At 43.6% G+C, this 21520-nt stretch carries 25 protein-coding genes; 9 read left to right on the top strand and 16 right to left on the bottom strand.

From position 1 onward, the window contains the following. Positions 1-105: 105 nt before the first annotated feature. Complete coding sequence (locus H8B19_RS09140) at positions 106-552, top strand: YybH family protein (RefSeq protein ID WP_186506518.1); 447 nt, start codon at positions 106-108, stop codon at positions 550-552. Here the strand turns inward: H8B19_RS09140 and H8B19_RS09135 are convergent. From H8B19_RS09135 to H8B19_RS09110, 7 genes are all read right to left on the bottom strand, one after another. Further along, complete coding sequence (locus H8B19_RS09135) at positions 549-1277, bottom strand: DUF4097 family beta strand repeat-containing protein (RefSeq protein WP_186506517.1); 729 nt, start codon at positions 1275-1277, stop codon at positions 549-551. The genes H8B19_RS09140 and H8B19_RS09135 overlap by 4 nt on opposite strands. 81 nt (positions 1278-1358) lie before the next feature. Beyond that, the gene (locus H8B19_RS09130; protein ID WP_186506516.1) at positions 1359-1673 is read right to left on the bottom strand and encodes a hypothetical protein; all 315 of its coding nucleotides are present in this window, start codon (positions 1671-1673) and stop codon (positions 1359-1361) included. 153 nt (positions 1674-1826) lie between these two features. Next, positions 1827-2258 carry a GNAT family N-acetyltransferase gene (locus H8B19_RS09125; protein ID WP_186506515.1) on the bottom strand — a complete coding sequence of 144 codons (432 nt, stop codon included), beginning with the start codon at positions 2256-2258 and terminating at the stop codon, positions 1827-1829. A 92-nt stretch (positions 2259-2350) separates the two neighbouring features. Next, complete coding sequence (locus H8B19_RS09120) at positions 2351-3286, bottom strand: DPP IV N-terminal domain-containing protein (RefSeq protein WP_186506514.1); 936 nt, start codon at positions 3284-3286, stop codon at positions 2351-2353. 214 nt (positions 3287-3500) lie between these two features. Then, complete coding sequence (locus tag H8B19_RS19130; RefSeq protein ID WP_277816395.1) at positions 3501-3623, bottom strand: hypothetical protein; 123 nt, start codon at positions 3621-3623, stop codon at positions 3501-3503. A 296-nt stretch (positions 3624-3919) separates the two neighbouring features. Then, positions 3920-5464 carry a DHA2 family efflux MFS transporter permease subunit gene (locus H8B19_RS09115; RefSeq protein ID WP_186506513.1) on the bottom strand — a complete coding sequence of 515 codons (1545 nt, stop codon included), beginning with the start codon at positions 5462-5464 and terminating at the stop codon, positions 3920-3922. A gap of 16 nt (positions 5465-5480) precedes the next feature. Further along, positions 5481-6575, bottom strand: coding sequence for an HlyD family secretion protein (locus H8B19_RS09110; protein ID WP_186506512.1), 1095 nt, complete (start codon positions 6573-6575; stop codon positions 5481-5483). Between the two features lie 152 nt (positions 6576-6727). Here H8B19_RS09110 and H8B19_RS09105 point away from each other — a divergent pair, with 152 nt between their 5' ends. After that, on the top strand, positions 6728-7390 hold the full coding sequence (locus tag H8B19_RS09105) for a TetR/AcrR family transcriptional regulator (protein WP_186506511.1): 663 nt from the start codon (positions 6728-6730) through the stop codon (positions 7388-7390). Between the two features lie 10 nt (positions 7391-7400). On the opposite strand, the gene H8B19_RS09100 is transcribed toward H8B19_RS09105, so the two are convergent. The 3 genes from H8B19_RS09100 to H8B19_RS09090 form a co-directional block, all read right to left on the bottom strand. Further along, complete coding sequence (locus tag H8B19_RS09100; protein WP_186506510.1) at positions 7401-8090, bottom strand: hypothetical protein; 690 nt, start codon at positions 8088-8090, stop codon at positions 7401-7403. A gap of 72 nt (positions 8091-8162) precedes the next feature. Continuing rightward, positions 8163-9401 carry a M56 family metallopeptidase gene (locus tag H8B19_RS09095; RefSeq protein WP_186506509.1) on the bottom strand — a complete coding sequence of 413 codons (1239 nt, stop codon included), beginning with the start codon at positions 9399-9401 and terminating at the stop codon, positions 8163-8165. After that, positions 9394-9768: a BlaI/MecI/CopY family transcriptional regulator gene (locus H8B19_RS09090; RefSeq protein WP_186506508.1), complete on the bottom strand. Its 375-nt coding sequence runs from the start codon at positions 9766-9768 to the stop codon at positions 9394-9396. The genes H8B19_RS09095 and H8B19_RS09090 overlap by 8 nt, the downstream gene beginning before the upstream one ends. A gap of 173 nt (positions 9769-9941) precedes the next feature. Between H8B19_RS09090 and H8B19_RS09085 the strand changes: the two genes are divergently transcribed. Beyond that, positions 9942-11462 (top strand): amidase, encoded by a 1521-nt coding sequence (locus H8B19_RS09085; RefSeq protein WP_186506507.1) that lies wholly within the window; start codon positions 9942-9944, stop codon positions 11460-11462. Between the two features lie 27 nt (positions 11463-11489). Here H8B19_RS09085 and metJ read toward each other — a convergent pair whose 3' ends face one another. Continuing rightward, on the bottom strand, positions 11490-11822 hold the full coding sequence (metJ, locus tag H8B19_RS09080; protein WP_186506506.1) for a met regulon transcriptional regulator MetJ: 333 nt from the start codon (positions 11820-11822) through the stop codon (positions 11490-11492). 184 nt (positions 11823-12006) lie between these two features. On the opposite strand from metJ, the gene metB reads away from it, so the two are divergent. The 3 genes from metB (at position 12007) to H8B19_RS09065 (ending at position 14968) form a co-directional block, all read left to right on the top strand. After that, positions 12007-13167 (top strand): cystathionine gamma-synthase, encoded by a 1161-nt coding sequence (gene metB / locus H8B19_RS09075; RefSeq protein ID WP_186506505.1) that lies wholly within the window; start codon positions 12007-12009, stop codon positions 13165-13167. Between the two features lie 3 nt (positions 13168-13170). After that, positions 13171-14058: a methylenetetrahydrofolate reductase gene (gene metF / locus H8B19_RS09070; RefSeq protein ID WP_186506504.1), complete on the top strand. Its 888-nt coding sequence runs from the start codon at positions 13171-13173 to the stop codon at positions 14056-14058. Between the two features lie 91 nt (positions 14059-14149). Then, positions 14150-14968, top strand: coding sequence for a virulence factor BrkB family protein (locus H8B19_RS09065; RefSeq protein WP_241737556.1), 819 nt, complete (start codon positions 14150-14152; stop codon positions 14966-14968). On the opposite strand, the gene H8B19_RS09060 is transcribed toward H8B19_RS09065, so the two are convergent. From H8B19_RS09060 to H8B19_RS09050, 3 genes are read right to left on the bottom strand one after another with little or no spacing between them, the layout of a single operon-like run. Further along, the gene (locus H8B19_RS09060; protein WP_186506502.1) at positions 14953-15663 is read right to left on the bottom strand and encodes a ZIP family metal transporter; all 711 of its coding nucleotides are present in this window, start codon (positions 15661-15663) and stop codon (positions 14953-14955) included. The two genes, H8B19_RS09065 and H8B19_RS09060, sit on opposite strands and share 16 nt — an antisense overlap. A gap of 8 nt (positions 15664-15671) precedes the next feature. Next, positions 15672-16310 (bottom strand): DUF2959 domain-containing protein, encoded by a 639-nt coding sequence (locus H8B19_RS09055; RefSeq protein ID WP_186506501.1) that lies wholly within the window; start codon positions 16308-16310, stop codon positions 15672-15674. After that, the gene (locus tag H8B19_RS09050; protein ID WP_186506500.1) at positions 16307-16531 is read right to left on the bottom strand and encodes a hypothetical protein; all 225 of its coding nucleotides are present in this window, start codon (positions 16529-16531) and stop codon (positions 16307-16309) included. The genes H8B19_RS09055 and H8B19_RS09050 overlap by 4 nt, the downstream gene beginning before the upstream one ends. 191 nt (positions 16532-16722) lie before the next feature. Here H8B19_RS09050 and dtd point away from each other — a divergent pair, with 191 nt between their 5' ends. Continuing rightward, positions 16723-17160, top strand: coding sequence for a D-aminoacyl-tRNA deacylase (gene dtd / locus H8B19_RS09045; protein WP_186506499.1), 438 nt, complete (start codon positions 16723-16725; stop codon positions 17158-17160). On the opposite strand, the gene H8B19_RS09040 is transcribed toward dtd, so the two are convergent. Beyond that, the gene (locus tag H8B19_RS09040; protein ID WP_186506498.1) at positions 17149-17898 is read right to left on the bottom strand and encodes a fused MFS/spermidine synthase; all 750 of its coding nucleotides are present in this window, start codon (positions 17896-17898) and stop codon (positions 17149-17151) included. The genes dtd and H8B19_RS09040 overlap by 12 nt on opposite strands. A 96-nt stretch (positions 17899-17994) precedes the next feature. On the opposite strand from H8B19_RS09040, the gene H8B19_RS09035 reads away from it, so the two are divergent. Further along, entirely contained in the window at positions 17995-18912 is a 918-nt protein-coding gene (locus H8B19_RS09035) for a bifunctional GNAT family N-acetyltransferase/hotdog fold thioesterase (protein ID WP_186506497.1), read from the top strand. Positions 18913-18978: 66 nt separating this feature from the next. Here the strand turns inward: H8B19_RS09035 and rpoH are convergent, their stop codons facing one another. Next, positions 18979-19833: an RNA polymerase sigma factor RpoH gene (gene rpoH, locus H8B19_RS09030; protein WP_186506496.1), complete on the bottom strand. Its 855-nt coding sequence runs from the start codon at positions 19831-19833 to the stop codon at positions 18979-18981. Positions 19834-20281: 448 nt separating this feature from the next. Between rpoH and H8B19_RS09025 the strand changes: the two genes are divergently transcribed. Then, the gene (locus H8B19_RS09025) at positions 20282-21508 is read left to right on the top strand and encodes an EAL and HDOD domain-containing protein (RefSeq protein ID WP_186506495.1); all 1227 of its coding nucleotides are present in this window, start codon (positions 20282-20284) and stop codon (positions 21506-21508) included. The last annotated feature ends 12 nt before the right edge of the window (positions 21509-21520 follow it).

Here is a 21520-nt window from a genome sequence, read left to right as displayed (position 1 = left end):
TCGGTAATAAGCTGTAACACAACAAGACACCAGACATCTTTACAGCGCCAGCTAAACCGTTATTTTGGTTAACAGGGCCAATATCAAATAACAGACGCCAATAACATGCAAACGATAAAACGTAATATTTTGTTTTTACTGGGTTTAGTGTTCGTTAGCCAATTAAGCTTTGCCGATGAGCTTAAACAACAGGTTTGGGATACTGAACTGGCCTTCGCAAAGAGTATGCAACAGCGGGATTTAGCCGCATTTAGCCAGTTTATTGATGAAGAAGCGATATTTTTTAACGGTGAAGATACGCTAACCGGCAAAACACAAATTGTGGCCTACTGGCAGCGTTTTTTTAAAGGTGAGGTTGCCCCATTTTCATGGCAACCTCAATTAGTCGTGGTGCTGGATTCCGGTAACCTTGCTCATAGTTCTGGTCCTGTTATGGCACCAAATGGAAAAGCTTTTATGCAATTTAACTCTGTTTGGCGACGCAACCCGGATGGGCACTGGCGCATCGTGTTTGATAAAGGCGCGCCATTACCGCCGGCAACAGACAGTTAATCGCGATGTTTTACCCCACGTCCCAGTTCGACCTTGCCAACACCATCAAAATAGCGGTCACCGGAACCATCACGTTTAACATACACTGACGTCGCAGTTTTAACATTGATATCGCCACTGCCGTCTTCAATCGTTACAGCACCCACGACGGTATTCAGGTTTATGTCGCCTGACGAATCTGTCACATTCACTTCACCAGTCACGGTAATAACGTCTATATCGCCCGAACTATCTGTCAGGTCCACATTGCCAGTCACAGTGTTTACAGTTAAATCACCGCTACCATCAACAATTTTCACATCGCCGGTTACGGTATAAAGTTGCGTGTCGCCAGAGCCGTCTTCAATATCAACGTCATCAGAAATGGTACGTACACACAAATCCCCGCTTCCATCCGCTATTTTTAACTTAATGCTTTTGGGCACAATGACTTCAACTTCCACCTTGCCATGACGACGATGCTGTTGACCAAAGTCAGTTTTTAGATAAGCCACATCACCTTGTTTTTCCAGTTTAAAAACAATTTCACTGGCATCAAAGCTATCCGGATAAATAGCCTTGGCACGGATTTCGGTAACATCTTCTCCGTGGATATGTAAATCACCCATGCCGTTTTCGGCCTTTAATATTTGAATTCCATCAGCATCCAGTTGCAGCTTTTGCTCAGCAGCCAATACTGACGTAGACAACCCCATTGCGATGATAAGCGCAGTTATTTTTTTCATAATATCGTCCTGAAATACAATTTAGTTACGCTTTATGTGTCGCCATTCCATCGCAAAAGGTTTAAATCCATTAAAAAAATTTTAGGCATCTAATTCCTCATTAGTTTGCTTATTTTCTACTTCAAACTCAAAACCACCGGTAACACGCTGCATTAAGTTATAGGTAAAACACATAATCAGGGTCGAAATGTAGCCCATAACAAAATAAAAAACAGGGGCTAAAACCATAAAAATACCCGATGCCATAAAAGGCATATGTCTGTCACTACCGGGGGGCATGGAGCTTTGGAAAATGAAAAACATCAGAATGATCATCGGTAAGGTCGCAACAGCCATTAACACACCAAAAACTTTGGCATTCTGATGCAATGACAAGCGGGTAATTTGTTTACGCATTTTAAATTCCTTTTAAAGTTTCCATAAATAAAACAATATCTTACCCCACAGTTGGGTAACATTTAAAATAAAATAAGGGAAAGTTTACGGAAGTGCGAAAGATTATTAGCCTTAAGCACTTCTTCTGTCTGTCAGGTTAACGATACCCGAGAGCTATAACTGCAAATGCAGAATTGGAAAAGGTTTACCCATGCCATCTAAAGCAGAACGTGCGACTTGCTTAAACCCCATATGCAGATAAAAACCTACTGCCTGCGGGTTTTGCTCGTTTACATCAACTTTTGTGGCTTGCATGTGTTCAAGTGCGTATCGCAGCAATGCTGAACCAACACCTTGTGCACGCATTTCATCTAATACAAATAACATTTCGATTTTGTTATCTGCGACACCCAGAAATCCGACAATTTCACCCTGATGATTTTTAAAACACCGGAGATCCACAGCAGGAAATGCCTGTTCGATGATAATGGGTTTAAAAAACGCAATATCCTCTTCTGTAATGAAGTCATGGGTTGCCCGGACTGAATTTTCCCATACGTCCAAAAGCCTTGGATAATCACTGGGAAGCACATTTTCTATCGTCATATTCGCCTCTTAAGCAAAGTTACAGATGTCACCTGTGCAGCCGCGGACGCGCATCTTACAACAATGGTTAACTTTTGTGCACAGAATAAATGTTACTGCTTATTATTTTGAGGTCCAAAGGCACGAGGCACATCAATCAGCCAGATATCCACACTTCGATCACGATTTGAACTAAAGGCAATGCGATGTCCATCCGGTGACCAACTGCCACGAAAATCATCCGCTGGCGAATACGTAAGTTGCTGCAGATTTTTGCTGGCGACATCCATCAACCACAACTGTTGATGACCGTTGCGATCTGAGTCGAATACCAGAGACTTACCATCTGGCGACCAGTCCGGGTAATAGTCATTTCCAGCATCATCAGATAATTGCGTTAATGCGCCGTTATCAATATTTAACAACCAAATGGCAAACCTGCCGCTGCGATTGGAGTGAAACGCGATAAATTTACCATCGGGAGACCATTCTGGTGCATGGTCAGTGCCTTCCCAGTCGGTTAATTGGAAGGCACCTTTACTGTCTAAGCGCTGAAACCATAAATTGAAATGTCCACTGCGCTTTGATGGGAAAACTAAAGAAAAGCCATCCGGAGACCAACTTGGGCTGGCATCCAAAGAGGGAGCAAAGGTAAATTGTGAAAACAGACCACCGGGCACACTGGCAATATAAAGGTGAGACTGCAACCCCTGGTCCGTTTTCTGCGACGTAACAAAAGCCAGTTTTTTACCATCAGGTGACCAGCTGGTAGCGTGCACAAAAGTTAACGAATGAGTAAGTTGTTTTTGCTGCTGTGTTTCGAGTGACAACAACACAACATTTTGATTGCCATTGTCACCACTGCCAAAAGATAACCACTTGCCATCCGGTGACCACTGCGGCTCCATTTCTTCGCCATCATTATCAGTTAGTTGCAGCGCGTTATCACTTGCGGATGTATCTTCAACCGGTGCCGGGCTACTACACCCTTGCAAAGTAATAATACTAAAGATTAAAAACAGCCAAGGAACATAAAATCTGTCTGCCATAAACCACTCCAATAACCGGTCACTTTTTAAGCTACACCAGTTTAGAGATGAACGAAACAGAATTGAGTATTTGCTGGTCGCGATTTACACATATCGGTGCAAAGAAAAGGGCAATAATCTCCATTGCACCTGTCCAGTAATGCAATTTTATTATTGCCCAAAGGTCTGCCATTTGGTGCGGCAGTTACACTAGGGTTGGGTAATTCAGTTTTAGTTATCTGTGCTCTGCAACATTATGCAGGAACAGGTACACATAATAGCCACACAGGCCGACAACAATAGCCAGGCCTAATAAAGAGCCCCATACAATTGGATCTTTCAAAATCATCTCTAACATTTTGCTACCCTCGGTAATCTCGTTTGCCTTTGATTAAAGTGTATGCAGAATGCACAAATTAAAAACTGATCCTGATCAAACTTGCGTTCAGATTTATTAATTTGTTTGAGGAAAATAAAAAGCCCTCGACCGGGCACGCTCACACCACGGCCGAGGGGAAAGATGCGGTCTGTGAGAACCGCCACGCTAGTCACAGGAGAAGTGTACTATGTCCAATGTTTGTGACTGTACACACCTCCAATAGTTTCTTTTAAAAACAAGCTTTTACGTAGATTTTATACCTGGCTGGCTATGAACTAATGGCCAGCCCCTCCTGTAGCCTGAGCCGGTTTGTGAATAAAAAACATCAACAACACCGAACACATGTACATCACACCCAATAACAGGAACAAATCATTAAAAGACAAAACCTGAGCCTGAGTCATAACCCGATTCGATAACTGTTTAATCGCTGCGGCTGCTGGATCAGTGACTGCACTTAACTGCATTTGCGACTGATACAAGGTTTGCACCACAACTTCACGTCCTTCATTCACTGACTGAATCAGTTGATTCCAGTGGTAATCCAGACGTGAATCGCGAATGGTGTCCATTGCCGCCAAACCTACTGCTCCACCCAGGTTACGCATCACATTAAATAAACCTGCAGCATTAGCTATTTCGCTGCCGGGCAGGGTGCCCATAGCAATTCGGGTCACGGTTAAAATGCACACCAGTAATCCGGCACCTCTTACTATTTGCGGCCAGAAAAACTGATCAAAGCCGGCATCAGCGGTCAGACTCGCATTCATAAAGGCGCCGAGTCCTACCATAAACAATCCGTAAGTCAGTAGCACCCGAGGGTCAATTTTGTCCGACAAGCGACCAAATATAGGTGCACTACAGAACATAGTCGCACCAGTCACAAACATAATTTCGCCAATTTGCAGGCTGTTAAAGTGGCGCACAGTGCCAAAAAACATTGGCATGAGATACACCAGTCCATACAGCGCGATACCAATCAAAAAGCCGAGCATGGTGCCCAGGAAGAAATTGCGATCACGGAACACTTTGAGATCGACAATGGGAAATTCCACAGTGAGTGCCCGCCAGAAAAACGCCACTGCTGCAGTTGCACTTAACAAGGTAATCCACACAATCTCTGAACTGGCAAACCAGTCTTCACCCGGACCTTCTTCAAGAATGTATTCCAGTGGTCCCAAAAACAGAGCCATAAATAACAAACCAACAAAGTCGATTTTCTTAAATAATTTAAAATCCGGTTCATCAATATGCAGGTTCAACCACACCACTACACAAGCAATAATGCCGGGCACCACATTCATTAAAAATAGCCAGTGCCAGCTACTGGTCTGAGTAATATAGCCCCCCAGAGTGGGGCCGATTGATGGTGCAGTCGTGGCGATCATGCCAATAATTGCCTGGATCACGCCCATCATACGAGGCGGGAACAGGCGGAAACTTAACGCATAGGCAATAGGGATCATGGCTCCGCCAACAAATCCCTGAATAGCACGCAATACGATCAATTGATCGATGGTTTGCGCCATGGCACAACCAATACTGGCCAATGTAAACGCGGCACAGCTAATCACAAAAGTGACGCGGGTTGATAACCAGCGGGTTAACATGCCCGATAGTGGGATCATGATCACTTCCGCAATTAAATACGCGGTTTGTACCCAGGAAATTTCATCGGGAGTGGCAGAAACGCCGGCCTGAATTTCGTTCAGTGAGCTGGCGACAATCTGGATATCCAGAATGGCCATAAACATGCCAACCATCGCAGCGATAAAACCTATCCGCTGCTGAACGGAAGGCATATCAGATGCAGTACTCATAACGTGTCAGCCCGGATTAATTTGATGCAACATCAGTCATAGACTGAGCGCCATTTAAATAAGAGACCTGTTGATTAAAATCACGCGTATCCACTGAAGGCACAACGGACAACCCCGGACGTAACAATGGCAGAGCTTTTTTAGGTCCTGTCACACGAATACGCACCGGCACACGTTGAACAATTTTATTAAAATTACCGGTTGCATTATCCACAGGTAACAAACTGAATTCGGTTCCTGACGCCGGAGACAATGACTCAATCACCCCGGTAAAAGCAATGTCAGGTGCAGCATCCACTTCAATTTTCACTGGCTGACCTATAGTCATATGCGCAAACTGAGTTTCTTTATAATTGGCAACAATATAAACATCCGGCAACGGCACGAGTTGCAGCATGGTCAGATTAGGTTGAGCCGCACTGCCAACACGTGCCGTTACACTGCCTACAACGCCGTCAACCGGGGCGATAATTCGTGTTTTATCCAGCTGATTTTGCGCAAACGCCAGTTGAGTTTGCATGACTTCAAGTTGAGCTTTAGCTTTTTGTTGTTGCACCTTCAATACATTAATCATTTCACGCGCGGCAGCGCTGGTTGCTTTAGCCTGTGCCACACGGGCTTTGGCAACATCGACTGCGGCTTCGGCATTTTGCAGTTGCTGTTTTGAATCAAATGATTGCTTTTCCAATACTTTGAAGCGTTGCAGTTCCAGTTTGGAACGGCGTAACTCTGCTTCGGTTGCATCTATATTGGCGTCAGCTTCTTCAAGCTTTTTATTTTGCAAAGCCAGTTGCGCAGCGGCATCAGCTAACGCAGCTTCCCCTACGGTAATTTGTGCTTTGGCTTCTGCTACTTTGGCAATGTAATCTGCCGGAGCAATTTCAGCCAGCAACTGGCCTTTAGTGACACGCTGGTTTTCCACCACAGCAATTTGTGACAAACGACCAGATAATTCAGGACGAATTGCAATAGTATCGGCTTTAACATAAGCATTATCAGTTTCTTCAAAGAAACGTCCGTCCTGGTACCAGTGCATACCCTTTTTGGCAGCCAGTCCGATCAGAGCAACCGCAACAGTAGCTAAAACAATTTTTTTCACAGGTAATTTCATACAACTTTATTTCCAGGTCGAAGGAGAAAATTAGCAATCCAAGAAAGTGTAATGTATATTACACTACATAATTATGCAAGCAAGATTACGATTTGTAGGTGACAAACCTTTTTTTTGGTAAGATGCGTGCGAAGTTTCAAGGTGTATAAAATATGAGTAGCCAAATATCGTCTAACTGTCCGGCAGATGAAAACTATATCCCCAGGGAAAAAGGGCTTATCCGACGTGATCGTATACTGGATGCGGCAACTGAAATTTTTTGTCAGAACGGCTTTGAAGCAGCCAGTTTACAAGAAATCATGTCTATTGCAGGCGGGTCACTGGCGACCTTGTATCGATTATTTGGTAATAAAGAAGGATTGTTTCAGGCGGTAATTGAACGCACTTCAGGCCAAATGATCGAAAAACTAAGCGTGCCTTGTGTGGAAGCCAAAAATCCTGAACAAGTGCTAATCAGCATGGGCATGAGTTTCCTCGATTTACTCACTTCACCTAAAGTGGGTGCTATTCACCGGTTATTGATTTCCGAATCTGCGCGCTACCCACAATTACGCGAAATCTTTTTAAAAACGGCCCCCGAGCGCAATATGCGATTTGTTGCTGATTACCTGCAAAGTCTGGTGGATAAAGGCTATCTACAATTAGACGATTGTTATATTGGTGCTCAACAACTGATGAGCATGTTTAAAGGTAACTATCATTTGCGTTGTGTATTTGGTGATGAAGTCAAATTAACCGAGGCAGAAAAACAAAACTTTGTCAGTCGTGCGGTAAAATTATTTTTAAATGGTTGCGCAGTTGATCGAAAACTCTGATTAGTCTGGATTACAAGCGCTGACCACTAACAAACTGACATCCTTTAAACCAGTAATCTTCAACCGGTTTAATCGCAGTAACGGCTATTTTGCCTAGCTGATCTTCACGAAGTTGCTGTGCAACCTCAAAATACAAAAACCACTCGCGGTTATCGGAACGCAGCTCCACATAAGGAAAATCGGTAATCCGCCATGTACCTGATAAAGACTGGCGCTGCTCTTTGCTCATATCTCCGCTTAACGTTAGTTTGTATTGTTTGTTCTGTTTTAATGTGAGCTTGCCACTTTTTTCACAGTGTTCAGTTTTATACTCACCCGGTAAATCCACGCCCTGCTCTTTTTTAAGTACATCAACATTATCTGGCAACAGATAAACACCCAAGCTATTAACCGAATACCATTGGTTGCCCGCATTCAGCGGTTGTAACTGATCTACCGGCCACCCCAATTCACTGAGCAAAGCCTGCACATTAAATACAGCCTGTTGGTCTTGCATACTCAGTGAATAGAGCAAAGTAGATTGGGTAATGGTTTGCGGGAAAGCATAATCATTAGTGACCACTTCGTAGCCCGCTGACTCAAGCTTTTGCACAATGGCGGCACTTTGCTGTTGGCTAATATAACGCTGATTAAGCACCACTTTGGTAGTCGAGCAGGCGCTAATTAATAACAAGCAAATGAGGCAAAGGAGTTTATTCATACTAAACCTTAACATGGCATTCCCGCACCAACTAACTTGAATGCCAGTTAGGTGCGGAAAACAAGGGAGAAATTAATGAGAGGCGGTTTGACTGACTTTAATGGTTTCAATCATTGCAGGGCGTGCAGGCTGGTCAGGTCCCAAAAGATAATCCAATTGTACCAACAGACCGCTTTGCTTTTGTGCAACACCACCTACAATCCGCGGTTTATAAATCCACTGTTTTAGTGCAGCAACAGAGTTCTTATCAAAGGTGTTTTCTGGTTGTGATTTAACAATCTCAATATTGCTGGTGCTGCCATCGGCTTCGATATCAAAGCGTAAAACCACAGAGCCATTTAACTTTTGCTCAATGGCTTCAGGCGGATATAAAGGTTCGATGCGTTTTACTGGCATTGCGGCTTTTAGACCCAACACTTTTTGCCCGCCAAAATCACTTCCTGCCAGAGCCACGCTGGCAAAAATGGCAGCGAAAAGACCCAATACACCGGCGGTGAACAGGGGGCGTTTCTCAGTGTTTTGTTGAATTAAATGTATACGTTTGAACATGGTGGTTTTCTCTCCATAGGATGAATACACAGGCAATGCGTGTAGCGAATGTTCCGCGCACTGCACTAGCGTTTTGCTATATAAAACTTTTTCCTGCTGCGACGCATTTTCCAATACCACGGCATCACACGCGGTTTCCTGATTTCGTTTAAAAGAACGGTATGCAAGCCAGGTTAAAGGGTTAAACCAAAATAGGGCCAAAAGAGCTAAGGCGAGCAAATTGAACCAGTTATCTTTGCGCTTAAAATGCACCAGCTCATGCTGAATCATCATGATTTGTTGCTGGGTGTTGTATTGGTTAAAAAAGTCCTGCGGTAAATACAGCACGGGTTTAAATATTCCACTTAACAATGGACCACCCACCGAATTGCACATGCGCACAGCAATGCATTTTGGTAATGCAATAGGTAAATGTTTTATTGAGCGGTATTCAGATGTCGCTTTATTCAAACCACGCTGAGCAAACACACCGACAATAACAATTAAACTCGCTCCCACCAGCCAGACCGAATGCCAGCCGATGCTTAAAGAATTAAATTCTTTGTTTGCGGCCATGCTGACAACATATTGTGGAATGTAGCTTTGGTTCACCTGCACTATGTCTGCCGGCAAATTATTTACCAGCAAAATGAGCGGCACCATTAACCACAAGCGATAAAGCTGCTGTGGCGCCAGTGTGTCGCGAGTAAAGCGCTCAATAATCACCAACACCAGCAAAACCAGGGTTAATGCCAGCTGCTGTGACATAACCCAGTTAGCCATTGTCTTTCTCCCACTTCTCAATTAATGCTTTTAATTCATTAATATCCTGACGAGAAAGGGAATCATCCCTGGCAAAGCCTGCCACCAGTGGTGCAACCCGCCCTTCAAATAATCGTGAAATCAGGCTTTTACTTTCATGAACCACATAAGATTCACGTTCAATCAGTGGAGAATACCAGTATCGTCTGTCCTGGCTTTCGAATTTGATTGCCTGTTTTTTTACCAAACGACTCAACAAGGTTTTAACTGTTTTGTCGTGCCAGTCTTTTTGTTTATTAAGACGTTCAATAATGTCGTTTGCCGATGCTGGGTAGCCTTCCCATAACGCATTTAAAACATCAAATTCAGCTTTGCTAATTTCAGTCATGTTTGGATCTCTTAATGATTACAAATGTAGTCCATCCGAACTAGATTACACTTGTAATCATATAATGCAAGATTATTTTTTAAGCTTTTTACCCGATGTATAGATCTGTCATTGGACAGCACGTAAACAGAAGCGGTATAACAACGGTCACAAAAATAACAAAAGGGAACATGATGAAACTTGTACTTTCCTGTTTATTACTGTTAACCAGCTTGTACTGCAGTGCGGCTGATTTATCTCAACTAACCATAAAAAAAGCACACCAGTTGATGGAATCCGGTGAGCTCACCAGTGAGCAACTGGTAAATTATTATCTCAACCGCATTGAGGCCCACGATAAAAATGGTGTGAAACTAAATTCAGTTGTGACTATCAATCCCGACGCCTTGCGTGAAGCCAGACAACAGGATAAAGAGCGCAGTAATAAAATTGTGCGTGGACCTTTGTACGGTATTCCGGTGTTACTCAAAGACAATATCGACACTGGTGAAGGCATGGCCAACACCGCAGGTTCAGCCGCATTAAAAGATAACTTTCCTGAAGACGACGCATTTTTAGTTAAAAAATTGCGCAGTGCTGGCGCAGTGATTCTGGGTAAAACCAATTTAAGTGAGTGGGCTAATTTTCGGTCAAGCCATTCATCCAGTGGCTGGAGTGGTTTGTTTGGCCAAACCAAAAATCCATACGATCCAACCCGCAGCCCCTGCGGTTCCAGTTCAGGCTCCGGTGTCGCCATTGCTGCTGATTTTGCACTGCTGGCAGTTGGCACAGAAACCGATGGTTCAGTCACTTGTCCCTCATCATTAAACGGTATTGTGGGTATCAAACCGACGCTGGGCACAGTGAGTCGCGACGGTATTATTCCAATTGCACATAGTCAGGATACAGCTGGTCCCATGGCGCGTACGGTTACCGATGCCGTTACCATGCTGGCAGTGATGAGCAAGTTTGATAAAGCTGATCCGGCTCCGGTTAAAAGTAATATCAATTATGTCAGTCACCTGAAAAAAGACGGTTTAAAAGGCAAGCGTATTGGCATAGTACGTCAGCTGATGGGTTATAACCCGCAAGTAGATGAACTTTTTGAAAAAGCAGTTGCGGACTTAAAAGCCCAGGGCGCGGAGGTTGTCGATGAAGTAAAACTGGGTGACAGCAGTGCCTGGGGCGAAGCCGAATATCAGGTTCTGCTCTATGAATTCAAAACTGACCTGAATTTATATTTGTCAGGCACCAAACAAGGGCTACCTAAGTCACTGGCTGATTTAATTGCCTTTAATAAAGCCAATGCCGCTCAGGAAATGCCGTATTTTGGTCAGGAAATTTTCCTGCAAGCTCAGGATAAAGGTCCTTTAAGCGACAAGTTATATAAAGATGCGCTGGCTAAAGCAAAAAAATTAACCGGTGTACAAGGCATAGATGCAGCCTTACAACGTCATGATTTGGATTTACTGATCGCACCATCTAATCAGCCAGCCTGGAAAACCGATTGGGTAAATGGTGATCACTATACGGGTGCAGCCTCGTCACCGGCAGCCATTTCAGGTTACCCACACATTACTGTGCCAATGGGACAGGTGCAGGGTTTGCCAGTCGGATTATCCTTTTTTGCAGGAAAACTATCCGAGGGCACTTTAATTGAGGCCGCTTATGGTTATGAGCAGGCTACCCAGCATCAACAAGCGCCTGCGCTTTAAATCAGAAAGTCAGGAGTGAGCTGGTGCTCACTCCTCATCCTGCAATAAATCTTCCTCATCAAAATCAATGCCCATTTCCTGCATTATGCGTCTGGCTTCTGCTGGCACACGATGGGGATTGTCTTTGCGCAAATCATCATCATTAGGTAATGGCTGATCGGTAAAGGCATGTAAAAACGCCTCACACAATAATTCAGAATTGGTGGCATGACGCAGGTTATTAATTTGTCGGCGGGTACGTTCGTCAGTGAGTACTTTTAACACTTTCAACGGGATAGACACCGTGACTTTTTTAACTTGCTCGCTCTTTTTACCGTGTTCTGCGTACGGGTGAATATAATTGCCATTCCATTTAGACATATAGGGCTACTCTTGTGTAAAGATAAACGATCGATTGCAATAGCTGAGCAAGCAGACCGTTACTATTATTCTGAGGAAATTTTAACGGCTGGCGATCTTTAGTCAACTTTAGATGGCTAAACATCTTGACGGCTTAATCAAGTTTAATTACATTTAGACGTCTAAACGTCCAAAAGAGTTCATTATGGCCAAACTACATAGTCAAACCCTCGCGGTAAGAAGTGGAATTGAAACTGATCCCGTTTATGGAGCAGTGGTTCCGCCGATTTACACCTCCAGCAATTTTGCTTTCAGTGACTTCCGCGAACCAGGTCAGTTTGACTATGCGCGCTCGGGTAATCCAGGCACTAAGTTACTGGAAAATACACTGGCAGAACTTGAACAGGGTGCGGGCGCGATTGTCACCAACTGTGGTCTTGCGGGTATTACCTTGTTAATGCAGTTGCTGGAGCAAGGCGATACGCTGGTGGTACCGCATGATGCCTATGGTGGCAGTTTACGTTTGTTCAAGGCACTGGCACAAAAGGGGCATTTTAACCTTGAAGTCGTCGATCAAACTGATGAGCAACAGTTAAAACAGGCTCTGGCCAGCAAACCTAAAATGATTTGGCTTGAAACGCCCAGTAATCCGCTATTACGCATTGTCGATATTCAACTGGTGTGTGACATAGCCAAACAGCAAGGCACACTGGTGGCAGTGGATAACACCTTCCTATCACCTATTCTGCAAAAACCTCTGAACCTTGGCGCCGATTTTGTGCTGCATTCCTGTACCAAATACATTAATGGTCACAGTGATGCATTAGGCGGAGTGGTGGTGTGCGCCGACGCGCAACAGGCAGAAGATTTAGGCTGGTGGGCAAATTGTCTGGGCTTAACCGACTGCTCGGCACTTAATAATTACATGGTATTGCGTGGTGTTCGCACACTATCTGCCCGCATGGCGGTACATCAGCAAAATGCCCGGCAGTTAGTGGATGCGCTTAGAGCACATCCTCAGGTGACAAAACTATATTATCCGGGTTTGGAAGAGCACCCTGGTCATGAGATTGCTAAAAAACAACAAGCTGGTTTTGGTGGTATGTTCAGCTTTGAACTGAAAGGTGATTTGAATCAGGTTCAAGCCCTTTTATCCAGACTTGAGTTGTTCTCAATCGCTGAATCTTTAGGTGGTACTGAAAGTTTAATATGTTGTCCTTCGACCATGACACATCGTTCAATGGATGCAGAATCTCAACAAAAAGCCGGTATTGCTCCGACATTATTGCGGGTATCAGCCGGTATCGAACATGGTGACGATTTGGTTGCCGATTTAATCAATGCACTCAATTCGTTAGAGGCTTAAGTTATGTTGTCATATGCACAAGGAATCGATGCGTTAAATAACTCGTTATCGCAATTAAAAGGTATCAATGTTTCATTTGAATTCTTCCCACCAAATTCGGAGCAAATGGAACAAACACTGTGGAAATCAGTAGAGCGTTTAGCGCCTCTAAAACCGTCTTATATGTCGGTAACTTATGGTGCGAATAGTGGTGAACGTGATCGCACTCACGAAGTGGTAAAACGCATTCAAACCCAAACCGGTATTAGTGCTGCACCACATTTAACCTGTATTGATGCCTCACGCGATGAATTAAAAGCCATTGCACAAGATTACTGGGCTAACGGCATCCGTAAAATTGTTGCCTTACGTGGTGATTTACCTAAAGGTATGGATAAACCTGACATGTACGCCAGCGACTTGGTTGGCTTATTAAAAGACGTAGCCGATTTTGATATTGCGGTTGCTGCCTACCCCGAAGTACACCCGGATGCACCAAATAGCCAGTTTGATTTATTAAACCTTAAGCGCAAGGCCGAAGCCGGAGCAACTCAGGCAATTACTCAGTTTTTCTTCGATGCCGAAGTATTTTTACGTTTTAGGGACCGCGCAGCAGCTGCTGGTATTGATATTGATTTGGTACCGGGCATATTGCCGGTCACCAATTATAAAACGCTGGTGCGATTTGCCGGCATGACAAATGTTAATGTGCCCGACTGGTTACATAAAATGTACGATGGTTTGGAAGATGACGACCAAACTACCCGTAATCTGTTGGGTGCCAGCATTGCGATGGATACTGTAAAAATACTGGCAAAAGAAGGGGTTAGGGACTTCCATTTTTACACATTAAATCGCTGTGAATTAAGTTATGCGATTTGTCATATGTTAGGATTAAGGACACAAGCTTAATTGTGGGATGCGACACCGGCTCCCGCATTTTTGATTTCAGGAGCGTCTGGTGAGCAACAAGGATCCACTGTTAATCGTTAAAACTAAAGCACTGATTGTGCTGGAGTTTATTAAAAGCTTTGCCCTGCGCTGCAAGGATGACCGCATTACGGTTTCTGCCGGTCATCTGGCCTATGTTTCCTTATTATCACTGGTCCCCTTTATTATGGTGTTTTTCACCATACTGCAGGCATTCCCGGCTTTTGGTGATATGCGCGAGAACTTACAACAATTTATATTCAGCTCGCTGGTACCTCACGCGGGCAACGTGGTGCAAGAAAATCTGACCAATTTTGTCAACAATGCCTCACAAATGGGAGCGGTGGGCATTTTATCTCTGGTCGTCGTGGCACTTCTGCTGATATCCAACGTCGACAAAACCCTGAATCGAATCTGGCGCGCCAGAAGTGAACGCCGTGCGGTATTCACCTTTGCTATTTACTGGATGGTGCTGACATTGGGCCCCTTATTAATTGGCACCGGACTCGCAATTAGTTCCTATCTGGTTGGATTGGCATCGTTTGCCGAAAACTATACGCCTGGCATTACCACCGTTTTGTTAAAAGTGGTGCCGTACCTCACCTCCATCGGTGCCTTTTTTATTCTGTATTTATTTGTACCCAATAAAACCATTGAAGTGAAACACGCCGCTGGCGGTGCTGTTGTGGCTGCTATACTATTTGAACTATGTAAAAAAGGCTTTGCGATTTATATTTCCAGTTTTCCGTCCTATCAGGTTATATACGGCGCCCTGGCAACCATTCCCATTATGTTTGTGTGGATCTATTTAAGCTGGATGGTTGTGCTGTTAGGTGCAGAATTTACGGTATCACTGGAAGAGTTTGATCAACCAGATCAAACTAACATATAACCAATAACGCCCAGCACAAATCCGCCTACAGCACCCATAGCCGGCGCTCTGTGACTTTCCAGCTTAGCCTGTGGTGCGATATCCTCAAACACCGAATAAAGGATGCCCCCGGCTGCGACCAGCATAATAATGCCAGTTATTACGGGTAAATCTGATAACCACATATAACCTGCTGCACCGGCAAGTGGCCCAAATAAGGACATGCCTATAAAAATACCGATGATTTTGGCCCCAGAAATATGATTACGCTGTTTCACCTCACGGTAAGCATTAAAGCCCTCAGGTAAATTTTGTAATCCAATTAATGCGGCTAACAAATAGGCACTGTCATTACCCATCGCTATTGCCGCTCCCAGCGCCATCGATTCAGGTATAAAATCACTTAACATGGCTGCAAGCTGACTGGCGGAGGTATGCATTTTATCCAACAAAATATCCAGCCCCATGAACAATATACCACCGGCCATTAAACACACTGCGGCCACGCCCGCATTGAGATGTTCGGTCCCTTCCGGTACCAAAACTAAAGCAACTGCTGACAATAAGGCACCACCGCCGAAAGCAATGACGCTATGACGAAACTCCTGTTCCAGCCATTGTGAGCGTATATGTTCAAAACTGGCTACCCAGGCGCCCAGCGGCATGGCTAAGCCAGCCGCGAGCGTGAGTAATACAACCAGAATAAGTGGATGCATAATAGCGGTTAGTTATTGGTTTTTAAGTTATCGATAAAGGCATCAGATTGAGCAATAGCCTGATTCATTTCCTGAATCAGTTGTTGTACGTTATTTTGCAGAGAACTCAGTTCTCCCTGCAATGCCCCAATCGCAGCAGCATTTAAATTATGCTTCAGATACAGGGTATTGTCCTTCAACGCTGCCAAAACTGGCTCCATTTTTTGTTCTGCTCTGCGCATCGCACGAATCAATGACTGGTAACGGCGTTCTGTTTCCTTGAGTTTACGTTCACTTGCGCGACGTAATGATTCATTGGAATACTGAGTTAACTCTTGCTGCCATTCATCAAACAGGGCCTCAGCCACATCCTCAACTTTGTCGATCCGTGCAGAAACCCGGTCAGCAGCCTCACGACTGGCCTCATATTCATCATTTAGCGATTCATAAACCGATTGCAGCTCTCCCCCATCAAATTTAATCAGAGTACTGAGCTGTTCCAGTGCCGACTTAAACTGAGTTTGGGCATTTTTTTGCGCATCCTTGGTTTCCTCTACCCGATCAACCAGGATCTCACGCTTTTCAATGCCCACTTTTTCCATAGCGGCATAATAAGCACTCTGGCAACCGGTCAGTAACAGCAATAACCCGGCAATAAAGGCTTTCATGATAATCTTCTGAATTTAGCCGCATCCAGTATCGACCAGACGTGGGCAATAAAACCAATAATGGCCGGTACAATGAAAAACCACAGTGCATAACCACCAAAAGCAACAATTGCAAATACCAGCGCAGCCAGAATACGCCCCTGTACCAGTTGCCCTAACCCGGGGAAAAATACACAACATAAAGCGGCAATTACATTACCACCAGATCCTTGCTCAGCCATAAATTGCTCCTATCCTATACATTGAACACATCTTGTATATTCATCATCAATAACAAGACTTTACATTAATGTATATCTCGCGCTAACTCAATTAAGCAAATGCATTGATTAGTAAGCAGAGGTTACAATTTTATTCTGAAAAAAGACGTATTATCATCACCTTGGTCTTTAAGTTAATTTACAGGACAGACATGATTGGTCTGATACAAAGAGTAAAAAGCGCCAGTGTCACCGTTGATGGAAAACAAACCGGCGCGATTGATCAAGGATTGCTGGTATTACTTGGCGTGGAGCAGGATGACGACGAGGCCAAAGCCAGACGCCTGTGTGAACGCATTCTCAATTACCGTATTTTTAGTGATACTAAAGGCAAGATGAATTTAAACCTGCAACAGATTGGTGGTCAGCTGCTGGTGGTGTCGCAGTTTACTTTGGTGGCAGATACCCGCAAAGGTAATCGCCCAGGCTTCTCCAATGCCGGCTCTCCACACATGAGCAAAGAGCTGTATTTATATTTTATTAAGCAGGCAGAAGCGGCGGGCATTGAAGTGCAATCAGGCGTTTTTGGGGCTGATATGCAGGTATCCCTGATTAATGATGGTCCGGTTACCTTTAATTTAACGGTTTAAAATACAGAAATTAAGGTCCAGTTTTAGCCGGGTAATTTCCTTATAGAATGCCTGATCAAAAGGAATATCAGCCAGTGGCTGACGGCTGCATATAAGTATGCGATTAATGTAGCCCGGCACGCTAAAACAAAGTACTTGCGAATCAAACAGCTCTTCAAGCATGTCTTCGATATCATATAACTGCAAATCAAACACAGGTAACAGATTCACCACCAGCAAGCCATTAGGCGTTAATGCTTGCATACACTGCTGATAAAACTCTGGTTCAGATAAAAAGGCAGGATTTGACTGGTGATCAAATAAATCCACCAGCAATAAATCAATGTCTGTAGCGTTTGTTACATAACCCTGTGCATCGGCCTGCACAATATTGTGCGGCTTATCATCAATGGCAAAATAGTTGCGATAACAATCAATAATGGTGGGATTCAACTCTACTGAGGTTAACGATATTTCCGATCTATCCAGCAGGTAGCGTTCCAATGCCCCGCCACCTAATCCCAGACCAAGGACATTAGAAACAGTGGGGCGATAATATAAAGCCAGCATCATGGGGTTGAGATGTGGAAGCACCAGTCTTTGTGGCTGTGATTTATCCATTACACTGTGGATCACATCTCCAATTTTTAACCAGCGATAGTGCTCATTTTCCAGTACGCTAACAGACTGAACATTAGGATCTCTTTGGAAATACAGCAGATGGTGCTCAGCTAAATCACGCTCTAAATCAAATTGCACAAATTAAATTCATCTTTCTTATCAATGAGAAACACTATAAGGTTATCGCTCTTAAATCGGAACAGTCAGTTTCCATTTACAGGAAAAACTTAATTTATGTACAGAGTGATTACGCCGGAATCTGAAGAGGATTTTGAAAAGTATTTCGCCTTCCGCTGGGAAATGCTGCGCAAGCCCTGGAATTATCCACTCGGCTCAGAAAAAGACGAATATGAGCAGGTTAGTCATCATCGTATGATTGTTGATGCCGACAAAAACGTATTAGCGATTGGACGATTACACTTTAATACCTCAGAAGAAGCGCAAATTCGTCATATTGCAGTGGCTGCCGATCAGCAAGGTCGTGGTCTGGGCAAAATGATCGTCTCCGCATTAGAAGGTGTTGCCCGCCATGAAGGTGTCGAGCGCATCGTGACTAACAGTCGCGAATTATCCATGCCGTTTTTTAAAAGTTGTGGTTATGAAGTGGCAGGGGAGAGCTCTAACGAACTGGGTACCTTGTCTCGCTCACTAATGATTAAAAAGCTCACAGAATTAAATGCCATTATGATCCATCCAAAATGGTGCCAGGCATTACAAAAAATCTGGCACGATGGCATTCCCATTAGTGAACAAATGGGCATTAAGTTGTTCCAGTACAGCGGACGTACATTAGAAACACGTGCGCCCATCATGAAAAATATCAATCCGCATAACACCATGTTCGCAGGCAGTATATATTCACATGCAGTGCTGACTGGATGGGGCATGATCCACCTTCACCTTAAAGAAAAGGGATTAGAAGGTGACATTGTTTTGGCGAAAGGCAATATCGATTACACCATGCCAATCAAAACGCGTCCTCGTGCAGTATGTAATATTGAATCAATGACAGAGCGGTTTGAACTACTCAAAAAAGGCAAACGTTGTCCGGTTAAACTAAGTGTCGATATTTTTGATGATGAAATACCTGCGGGTTTATTTAGCGGGGAATACTGGGTTATTCCTGTGACATCAGAAACTATGCCCGAATAATCACCTTCATATGGCAAATATAAAAAAACCTTCCGAAGAAGGTTTTTTTATATCTGATTTACTGACTTATGCCATTGCTGATTGCAGCTTTTTCATGGCATTTTTTTCAATCTGACGCACACGTTCTGCAGATACCTGATATTTGTCAGCTAATTCCTGCAAGGTGCTTTTATCATCCGATAACCAGCGAGTCTGGATAATGTGTTGACTGCGCTCATCCAGCGTTTTAATCGCTGAATATAAACGGTTGCTGGCATTTGTATCCCAATCGTCAGATACAACCTGAGCTTCAACATCTTCAGTTTTATCTTCCAGATACTGAACCGGTGCAAAGTTACCGTTTTCATCATCGTCAGCGGACAGGTCAAAGGTCTGATCCTGACTGCTCATACGCGCTTCCATCTGCAGAACTTCTTTGGTGCTTACACCTAATTCTTCTGCAACAGTTTCAACTTCAGCGTGAGTGAACCACCCCAAACGTTTTTTAGCCTTACGTAAATTAAAGAACAATTTACGCTGCGCTTTAGTGGTCGCAACTTTAACAATACGCCAGTTACGTAATACATATTCGTGGATTTCAGCTTTAATCCAGTGCACGGCGAATGAAACCAGCCTTACACCAACGGTAGGATCAAAACGCTTTACTGCTTTCATCAAACCGATATTACCTTCCTGAATCAGGTCGGCTTGTGGTAATCCATAACCAGAATAAGATTTGGCAATATGGATAACAAAGCGCAGATGGGACATAACCAGTTTACGAGCTGATTCCAAATCGCCATCGCTTTGCAATCTCTCGGCCAGATTACGTTCTTCATCTGCGGTAAGCATAGGAATATTGCTCGCAGCCTGAACGTAGGCTTCGATGCTACCTGAACCGTGAGGAACGCTTAATGCCATTGATTGTAGGCTTGTGCTCATTGAGTACCCCTTAACTTTTGTTACTGCCTTCAAGTGTAACAATTCGACTTTCACTGCGCCATTATTTTAACGCTTAAAAAACGTATTTGGGCGCATTATTTATGACCAAAATCTTATAAAAAAGTTCCAGTCCGGAATATATGGTGCCAGGTTGTGCATTTTTCAACCTTTAAGCTGAAAATTAGCTTACATGACACACATGAATCGATGCTGAATCCAGCCTTATAAGACGCTCTTATACAGATGAGATAAACAAGAATTTAATATATTTATATACTTTATATTCAAGTACTTATGCAAACATTGCTAGTTTAAAAAACTTACTAACAAATTCAGCAAAGGAACAGACCTCTAACTATACTCAACAATACCAGAAGTTGAACAAACCAAATTCAGCTCATCACAATAACATCTGATTACCATCAACCTTTTAAGTCAGGAGTTGAGCATGTACACCTATATTGCCCGCCAGGCTATTTTTGACCGTAATAAACATGTACATGCCTACGAATTGTTGTTTAGAGATGGTGAAAGCAATTGTTATCCTGCCCATATCACACCAGATGAAGCAACATCGCGTTTGCTGACTAACAGTCATTTGAGTCAGGGTCTGGAAGATATCACTCAGGGAAAGCCAGCTTTTATCAACTTTTTTCAGGATACCCTATTACACCGCTTTCCCACATTTCTGGCCCCGGAAAAAATAGTTGTGGAATTACTCGAAGACCTGGATGTCAATGAACAACTATTGGATGCCTGTAAACAAATTAAACAAAATGGCTACCGGTTAGCATTGGACGATTATGACTTCGACCTCAAATGGCAGGTAATACTGCCCTATGTTGATATCATAAAAATAAACGTCTCTATGTTTAGTCAACAGGAGATCACTGAACGCACACCCGCGTTAAAAAATATGCCAATAAAACTGGTGGCTGAGAAAGTCGAAACATACGAACAATTTCAATTTTGTCTGGAGTTAGGATATGACTATTTTCAGGGTTACTTTTTTACTTATCCTGAAGTCATACGCAATAAAAGTTTACCCAGTTCAAAGTTAAATTTACTCGAACTGATCAATGTCTCATCAGCTAAAGAACTGGACTTTAATTATCTAAACTCTATTTTTGAACGGGACGTCACACTTACCTACAGACTATTAAGATTTATTAATGATCCACTGCTGAATAAAAGTAATCAGATAACCTCACTCAAGCATGCACTAACGTTTATGGGTGAACTGGAGATAAAAAAATTCATTGCGTTACTGGCGCTGGCTAACTTGTCGGATAATAAACCCGGCGAACTATTAAAGTTGTGTCTGATCCGTGCCAAGTTTTGTGAACTCGTATCAGCCGCCAAACGTGAATACAATAATCCCCCCATGGGATTTCTGGCAGGCCTATTGTCCATGTTGGATAGTTTGCTTGATCAACCCATGTCTGTATTGGTTAATAAATTACCGATAAGCGATGAGCTCAAGATGGCGCTAAGCGGAGAACCAGGAAACCTGTTTAATTATTTACAATTAGTACGTGCACTTGAACGGGCACAATGGCAACTGGTGACAGACTATGCAAAACTGCTTCAACTCGACGAGTTATTAGTATTCCAGCTACATCATCAGGCACTGTTATGGGGTAATCATATCCATCTGGCGTCACAATCCAAATGACAACCGTAAACA

Origin of the sequence: Neptunicella marina, from assembly GCF_014270035.1 — a bacterium.
In the GTDB taxonomy this organism is placed as follows: Bacteria; Pseudomonadota; Gammaproteobacteria; order Enterobacterales; family Alteromonadaceae; genus Neptunicella; species Neptunicella marina.
This window is presented reverse-complemented; position numbering and strand designations above follow the sequence as displayed.